Annotated in this window: 2 protein-coding genes and 1 pseudogene; 2 read left to right on the plus strand and 1 reads right to left on the minus strand. The window is 47.2% G+C overall.

The features are described 5' to 3' along the window. On the plus strand, positions 1–544 hold a 544-nt coding region (locus A3751_RS18655; protein WP_156492620.1), incomplete at its 5' end, for an aminotransferase class I/II-fold pyridoxal phosphate-dependent enzyme. 7 nt (positions 545–551) lie between these two features. Continuing rightward, a complete protein-coding gene (locus tag A3751_RS18660; protein ID WP_068453865.1) occupies positions 552–980 on the plus strand; it encodes a hypothetical protein in 429 nt (142 codons plus the stop codon). Here A3751_RS18660 and A3751_RS18665 read toward each other — a convergent pair. Further along, positions 977–1,268 (minus strand): annotated as a pseudogene (locus A3751_RS18665) (NAD(+)/NADH kinase); the annotation flags it as partial. The gene A3751_RS18660 and the pseudogene A3751_RS18665 overlap by 4 nt on opposite strands.

A 1,268-nucleotide genomic window follows, 5' to 3' on the forward strand; every position in this document is an offset into this window, starting at 1 on the left:
ACTCACCTTCAATGGGCTATCCAAGTCGCACCGTGCAGCGGGTTATCGCTCTGGCTGGCTACTCATATCGGGGCCAAAACATACAGCTTCAGACTTTATTGAGGGGCTTGATATGCTGGCATCGATGCGTTTGTGTGCAAATGTACCTGCGCAGTTTGCCATTCAAACCGCGCTTGGCGGCTATCAAAGCATCAATGACCTGATTGTCCCTGGCGGGCGTTTTTACGATCAAAGGGACTTGGCGTGGAAGAAGCTAAATGAAATCAAAGGCGTCAGCTGCACAAAACCAGAAGGCGCTCTCTATCTCTTCGTGAAGCTTGATCCCGAAATTCATAAAATCTATAACGATGAGATGCTAGTGCTCGACTTGCTGAAGCAGCAGAAAATGCTCATTGTTCATGGAACAGGCTTCAACCTGCAAGACAACCAGCATTTTCGCTTCGTTTTCTTGCCTCGTGAAGACGTGCTTGCCGATGCAATAGCGCGCTTTGAATTATTCTTAAGCACCTACCAACAAACCCCAGACATGGCCAGAAGCAAGTAGCGCTAAGATGTACGATATACATATTGAAGAGTTTTATCGCGACTGTGCGCGTGTTTTGTTGCAGCTCTATCAAAGCTTTCCGCGAAAATCTGCCGTATTTGTAGAAGATATTACAGGCCCAGACATGCCGGACGAATACGGCATACACAGCGATCGCTTTCAGGCATGCTTTGGGGCAATGATCTGGCTAGAGAGCGAGGGCTACCTAGTATATGAGGCGCTGATTCGTCAGGAGGCAATCGATCAAGCTTGTCTTACTTCACTCGGCTTGCGGCTGCTTAATCAAATCAGCAAAGAAACTGATGTGATACTACCGGATGGCGCCCCCAAGCACGTTCCCAACGTTGAGGTACTTCGCTACACGATGAAAAAAAGCACTTCTACACAGCTTGCGAGTTTGATGATTCAACTAATCTCTGAGCACCGTATTCGCTAAGCGCTATAAACGACTTCATACAATACAAAATCATCATAACCACAGAGAATTTTTTGATAACCGGCAAGCGCATGGTTTAACTCATCACTACCACTATCGACTCGTAGCGGCTTACCCTGCAATGCATGCAAGCGTTCCTGCGTTCCGATAAACTGAAGATTCTGCGCACCGACACGCTCCAGAACCCGCGCACTCAATTGCTGATTACCTCTACCAAGAACAATCCCTTGCCCACCAATAATCGACAATAAAATACGAACATTGTCGTACCGTTCAATTAACTCGAGA

It is taken from the genome of Oleiphilus sp. HI0080 (assembly GCF_001635135.1).

Excerpts from the sequence above, each read along its gene's own strand:
- A3751_RS18660 (WP_068453865.1), top strand. The coding sequence starts at position 552 with ATGTACGATATACATATTGAAGAGTTTTATCGCGACTGTGCGCGTGTT.